Origin of the sequence: Terriglobus sp. YAF25 (assembly GCF_052113305.1) — a bacterium.
Taxonomy (GTDB): Bacteria; Acidobacteriota; Terriglobia; order Terriglobales; family Acidobacteriaceae; genus Terriglobus.
On record NZ_JBFRCY010000474.1, the window covers coordinates 1 to 6,552 of the forward strand.

General features: G+C 58.5%; 5 protein-coding genes. 2 read left to right on the forward strand and 3 right to left on the reverse strand.

Features of this window, described 5'->3' with window-relative positions; translation table 11 throughout:
- The first annotated feature begins 64 nt into the window (after positions 1-64).
- Positions 65-1,405, forward strand: a complete 1,341-nt coding sequence (locus AB4043_RS18235) for a DNA polymerase Y family protein (RefSeq protein ID WP_442302237.1) — start codon at positions 65-67, stop codon at positions 1,403-1,405.
- 26 nt (positions 1,406-1,431) lie between these two features.
- Positions 1,432-2,319 (forward strand): M23 family metallopeptidase, encoded by an 888-nt coding sequence (locus tag AB4043_RS18240; protein WP_442302236.1) that lies wholly within the window; start codon positions 1,432-1,434, stop codon positions 2,317-2,319.
- Between the two features lie 19 nt (positions 2,320-2,338).
- Here AB4043_RS18240 and AB4043_RS18245 read toward each other — a convergent pair whose 3' ends face one another.
- The 3 genes from AB4043_RS18245 to AB4043_RS18255 form a co-directional block, all read right to left on the reverse strand.
- On the reverse strand, positions 2,339-2,812 hold the full coding sequence (locus AB4043_RS18245; RefSeq protein ID WP_442307713.1) for a hypothetical protein: 474 nt from the start codon (positions 2,810-2,812) through the stop codon (positions 2,339-2,341).
- A 176-nt stretch (positions 2,813-2,988) separates the two neighbouring features.
- Entirely contained in the window at positions 2,989-4,995 is a 2,007-nt protein-coding gene (locus AB4043_RS18250; protein ID WP_442307714.1) for a carboxypeptidase regulatory-like domain-containing protein, read from the reverse strand.
- A gap of 157 nt (positions 4,996-5,152) precedes the next feature.
- A partial coding sequence (locus tag AB4043_RS18255) for a M2 family metallopeptidase (RefSeq protein ID WP_442307715.1) occupies positions 5,153-6,552 on the reverse strand: 1,400 nt, incomplete at its 5' end.

The window sequence follows — 6,552 nt, forward strand, 5'->3', positions numbered from 1 at the left end:
TGAGTGTGCCGTCTATCCATCCACAATTCCAGCGAAGAAAAGGAGAATATAATCAGTTTCTGCCATGTCGGCCACGCCCCAATCCGGCGAGTTCCGCATACCGGAGGACCGGTTCGTCTTTCTGCACATCGATCTCAACTCCTTCTTCGCCTCGGTCGAGCAGCAGCTTCATCCGGAGTACCGCAACCGCCCGCTCGCCGTTGTTCCCACCAACTCCGATACCACCGCCTGCATCGCCGCCAGTTATGAGGCCAAGGCCTTCGGCATCAAGACCGGCACCATTGTCGGCGAGGCCAAGCTGAAGTGCCCCGGCATCATCCTCGTCGAAGGTAGTCACACCGAGTACGCGAAGTTCTCCCACGCCATTGCGGAAGCGGTGGAACGCGTATGTCCCGTCTCGCATACACCTTCTATCGATGAGATGGTCTGTCAGTTGATGGGCCGCGAACAGTTGCCGGAGAATGCGCGTCGCATCGCATACGACATCAAGCAGGCGATCTATCAGGATGTCGGCGAGGTGCTGCGCTGCTCCATCGGCATGGCGCCGAACCGCTACCTGGCAAAGATCGCCAGCGACATGCAGAAGCCCGATGGCCTGATCGGCCTGCTCCCCTCGCAGCTGCCGCGCGCCATCGCGCACCTGGACCTGCGTGACCTTCCCGGTGTGGGTGCGCGCACCGAGGCTCGGTTAAATGCGCAGGGTATCCACACCATGCCGCAACTCCTGGCGCTGGATCGGCACGGAATGCATAAGCTCTGGGACTCTGTATGGGGAGACCGCCTTTATCACTGGCTTCGCGGCCACGTCACTGGCGACGACGGGGCGCCCGTGCCGAGCGAAATCCAGAAGTCTCTCGGCCACTCTCACGTTCTTGCGCCGGAACATCGCACCATCCCCGGATCCTGGGCGGTCGCCCACAAGCTGCTGCATAAAGCCGCCATGCGTCTGCGCATGGAGAAGTTCTATGCCGGCTCCATGGCGCTCCACGTCCGTTTTGCATTGAACCGTGAACAGGCAGAGCGCCTGCGGTCAAAACAACATTTCTCCGGTCTGAAACATACCGGCTGGGGAATGGAGGCCCGCTTCCCGGATGCGCAGGATACGCTCACGCTACTGGAAGTCCTGCAGAAGCTCTGGCAGAAGCGGCCGCAGGGACCCGACTTCGAAAAGCCATTCTTCGTCGGTGTCACGCTGGGCCGCCTGCTGCCGGAGTCCCACCACAATCCCGGCCTATTTGCCGATCAGGACCGGCGCTCCCAGCTCTCCACAGCTATCGATCAGATCAACCTGAAACACGGCCACACCACCGTGCATCTGGCCGGCATGATGTCGGCCCGCGACTCCGCACCGACACGCATCGCCTTCACCCAGATTCCGGTGCAATACGGAAGCGAGTGGATGTAGATCATCGTCTCGTGCACAGTAGAGATATGACCCGGTATCGCCTGCTCGTCATTCTGATGACACTTGCCGCCTCCGCGCTCAACGCGCAGACACTAACCTGGCAGCCGCAACACATCGAACAGGGTTCGCCGGTACTGTTCACACTCACGCTCGATCGCCCCGCAACACGCGTCACAGCCACCTGGCTTGGCAAAGAGCTTGGTTTCTTTCCTGCGATCGATAGCCGCACCTGGTACGCCATCGCCGGAGCCGATGTCGAACAGGAGCCGGCATCGTATCCCTTCGCGATCAGTGGCACCTATGCGGGTGGTGCAGCGTTGAACACAACGCAGGAGCTACAGGTAGCCGCAGCGAACTTCCACTCCAGCACACTCTCTGTTGCGAAGGCCTTCATTGCGCCCAGTCCCGCAGCGCAACGGCAGATGGAGCGAGATGCGGCGGCAAAGAAGCGTGCCTTTGCAAGCTCTGCCTCGCAACCGTTGTGGTCCGGCAGCTTTGCCGCTCCGGTTGCCTCCAGGGTCTTCGACAACTTCGGCGACAACCGCGTCTTCAACGGCAAGAAAATCAGCATCCATCGAGGATCAGACTTTCCCGCACGCCCCGGCACTCCTGTCCATGCGCTGAACGCAGGCCGCGTCGTGCTGGCACAACGCATGTTTCTGGAAGGCAACTGCGTCATCATCGATCACGGCAATCGGCTCTTCAGCATCTACATGCACTTCTCGCGCCTGCAGGTGAAGGCAGGAGCGATGGTGAGGAAAGGCCAGCTACTCGGCCTCTCCGGAGCGACAGGACGCGTCACAGGGCCACACCTTCATGTTTCATTACGTTGGAGTGGTGAGAATCTGAGCCCCGCAGCGTTGCTCGCGATGCAGTTGCCGGAAACTGGCGCAATCGAACCTAAAGAGCGCTGAAGGCGCGTTCCATACCAACTCAGAAGAAAAACGCACCCCGCATTAATAACGCCCGGTTCGCTGCGCTGTTGTTCGTGAACGGCGTATTCAGTGAAATAGATCTGCCGAAATACGGCGAGCTCAACACACCCACAGGTGCACCGGGATTGTTCGTATTCAGCAGATTGTCTGCGCCAATACCGACCTGGAAACGATATGGCTTCTGTGGCAGCTTCTCCTTCGCAGTGTCCTTCGGCGACTCCGGTCGTTTGCCGAAGTAGAAGTTCTTATTGAAGTACAACTCCATGTAGAACAGTCCCGGCGCCGTGCCGTAGTTGATGGGAATGATAGTCTGCCCGGCCATCGGCTTGGTGTCGAAGTTACCCCACGCTGTTCGCACTACTGAAGATCTCGTCAGATCTGTCGCAAACGCAGGCCGATCGTTATACTGCGCGTCTCCGTTCAGGTCAGTGCCGGTCGTGATGTTGAAGTTCGACTGCGACCAGGCGGACATGAAGACATTGAATGCTGTGCCCCAGCCGGGCTTCCAGTTCGCTCCGCCGAAGTAGCGTATCGGAGAGAAGCCAGCCAGCCTGCCGTAGTCGGCGCCGAGGTTATACGAGTTCGACGGGAAGAAACCCGAGGCGCTGCTGGTGCTGAAGTTGACGTTGCCTTCCTGGCGGGCAACGCCTATGGATCATATGTACCGGGCAATGGCGCGTTGATATTCAGCGAGGTCCACTGGTGTGTGGATTTGCGCTGGTAGTACTGCACCGAGATAGAGCCGTACTTGCCCAGGCTGTGATCGACCGAAACCATCCCCTGCATCTGCATCGGTGACCGCAGATTTGGATCGAGCCGGTAGACGGTGTTCAGATACTGCGGCAATGAAGAAGCCGGCGGAATGTTGGGGTAGAAGTCAGGGTTCTGAACGATGAATGCCTGTTGAGTCACGCCGTTCTGGCGATAGGTGCGGAGGATATTACCGGCATCGAACCTCTGATAGAAGATGYCGAAGCCGCCGCGGATTACGAAGAACGGCTCCTTCGCCTTTCCATGATGAAGGACAGACCAGGCAAAGCCCGCGCGAGGTGCTGGATCGAAATGGTCAGGAATCGCTGTCTGCGATTCGAAGCGAATGCCGAGGTTCAGCGTAAAATTCCGGTTCAGCTTCCACTCATCATCGAAGTACACACCCAGGTCCGCAGTATTCACCTCTGCTGTCGGAGTACCCGCGGTCAGTGAGAACTGCGTTGCTCCTCCGCCGGCTGCGCGAATGGCCGCCGGAGTGAGGCCGCGCTGAATGCCATCGAGGGTAATGCGATAGGCGGTCAGTGAGGGAAAGATGAACTGGCCGTTGTAGCCGGCTCTCGATAGATTCGAATCGTGATACCAGCGATAGCGGAGGCCGGTCCGAAGGTAGTGATTCCCCAAAGAAATCGATGCCTCCTCGCGCAGCTCGATACGGTCCTGGTGATCGTGCTCCTGCTGGATAGTATTGGATCCGCTGCTGAAGGAACCCTGCACGATCAGTGAGGGTGTATTCGACGTGGCATCGCTGCTCGTCTTGCTGCGAAGGTACTGTACTGCGGAGTCCAACACTACTTTAGGGCTGAAGATGTGCGTATCGGTGAGCTGGAAGGTGTCTGTCCGGACACTGTTCCGGTAAGCCTGCGAAGCCAGCACCAGCTGCCCCGCTCCTGAGGCCGGTACCAGGACACTACTGTAGCTGTAACGCCCAATCAGAGTGTTCTTCTTGCCGAACTGGTGATCGAGCCGGATGGAATCGTTCTGCACCGACCGCTTGTTGGCGATGGTCTGCTGCACATTGACCGGATTCAGACTCGAGTCCAGCACGGTCGCATTGATGACCTGGTTCGCCGAAACACCTCGCTGCTGCCAGGTGAAGTAGAACGAGCTGTTCTTGCCCAGTGGGCCATTCACACCGCCATCGAGATAGTAGTTCGTATACGGCAACACCGAAGCCGCATACGGATTGTTGGCGTTGAGCGCCTGTGCACCGAAGTTGCTGGCAATGTTGCCGTGCAGCTTATTGGCTCCCGGTTTGGTAAAGACCTCAATGCGGCCGCCGCCGAACTGATCGTAGTAAGGCGAGAACGGATTCTGGTTGACGCGGATCTCGCGGATACTCTCCTTCGGGGGAAGGTCTCCGTGGGCAAAGCCATCCACATAAAGCTGCGGAGGATTGGTGGGATCGCCACCGGCCAGCGACGTTAGCTGCTGCTGCATCATCTCCGGATCGTCAGAGAGCGTATCGAGCTTGTCGCCTTTGAAGACCAGGGCGCTCTTGTTCGAGCTGCTGTCGTTCGAGACTTGCTCCTCTCCAGAGACCTCGACGACTTCGTCTTCGCCTGCGACGACTAAGACCGCCGACAACGGCGTGGTTCGGCCATCGAGAACGAGCACTTTCTTCATTGTCCGTTCACGAAAGTTATCGGCTTTGATCGTGATGTCATAGCTTCCGGCCGGTAACGGTAGCGTCACATTTCCCTGACCATCGGTCTGCCGATCTTCCCCTACCTGCGGAGAGACATGCACCGATGCACCAGGGATCGCAGCACCGGAGGTATCGAGCGCCGTCAATGAAACCTGCGAGACATGCGGCACAGCCTGCGCAATCAGTGCGGCTGCCCAAAGGCAAATAGACAAGGCAAAAAAACGCAGCGCGGTTCTCATCGAACGGAACCCTCCCTACTCAGCATCCGGAAACAGAATCAATGTACGAATCACTTCGTAATACTGCAACGAAATGATTCGTATGTCAATTCTTCCCGTTTTTAGAACCAATTGGCCCGGCTTGTGACTTAGACAGAGGGAAGCGCTACCGGTTAGCTTATTTTTTTGCGTTCTGCATCTTTAGCCATTCATACAGCGGAGCAAAGTAGTCCGCCATCGCCTGCGCATCGAGGTGATCGCTGCCGGTCATCTCTTTGAGGGTCTGCTGCCAGGGCTGCGATTGTCCTGCCTCCAGCATCTTCGCCAGTTTGTCACCCGCCGGCTTCGATGCGAAGAAGCTGCACCGGTTCAGCGGCCCTTTATAACCGCTGGCGTCACACATCGCCTTGTAGAACTGGAACTGATAGATGCGCGCCAGGTAGTAACGGGCATAGGGCACGTTGGCGGGAACATGCATCTTTGCTCCCGCATCGAAGTCGGTCTCGGAGCGATCCACCGGTGGGGCGACCTTCTGGTACTTGCCCCGCAGCTCCCACCAGGCTTTGTTGTAGTCCGCCGGCTTGATCTCGCCGGAGAAAACACCCCAGCGCCACTTATCGAGAGCCAGCGCAAAGGGCAGGAACGCGATCTTATCAAGTGCGGTGCGCAGCTGCAGCGGGATGTCGGCTTCGGCAGGAGGCTCCGATTCGCTCAATCCCAGCGCCTTCAGATAAGAGGGCGTAATCGACAGAGCAACTGCATCGCCGATCGCCTCATGGAAGCCGTCATTCGCTCCGCCTCGGAAGAGGAACGGCTGCTTGTTATAGGCACGCTGGTAGAAGTTGTGTCCAAGCTCATGGTGCACGGTGGTGAAGTAGTCGTCATTCACCTCAATGCACATCTTTACCCGCAAGTCGTCGACCGAGTCCAGGTCCCAGGCCGAAGCGTGGCACACGACATCGCGATCACGCGGATGGATAAACTGCGAGCGCTCCCAGAAGGTGGCGGGCAGAGCCGGAAATCCGAGCGAAGTAAAGAAGCTTTCACCGTAGCGCACCATCGCTTTACCGGCTGCCGTCTTCGCGTCCTGGCCGGCATCGCTTGTCAGGTCCGTGCCGGAGGCGAATGCCGCTGCCGCAGCCGGATCCTTCGCCGCGATCTGCTTCTTCAATGCCTCTTCCAGGTTCACCGGCTTGTACTGCGCCAGCTTCGGATCAGTTGGAGCGACGATGTCATAGATATTGCCCCACTCCTGTGCCCACATGTTGCCGAGCAGCTGCGCGGGAATCTTTCCGTCGGCGCGCTCTGCCGCTTTGCCGTACTTCGCGATCAGCCGTGTGCGGACGTAGGTAAACAGCTCGTCATAGAGCGGCTGCAACTGGGTCCAGGCGCGCTCCAGCTCGACGGAGAACTCCGCCGGAGTCATGTCATATCCCGCGCGCCACAGCTCGCCGGTGTCCTTATAGCCCAGCTCCTTCGCACCGATGTTCTGCAGCTCGATGAAGCGCACGTACTTCTGGCGCATGGGTGCACCGGTGTCATGCCATCCCACCCAGATCTTCCTGAGTTCCTCAGGAT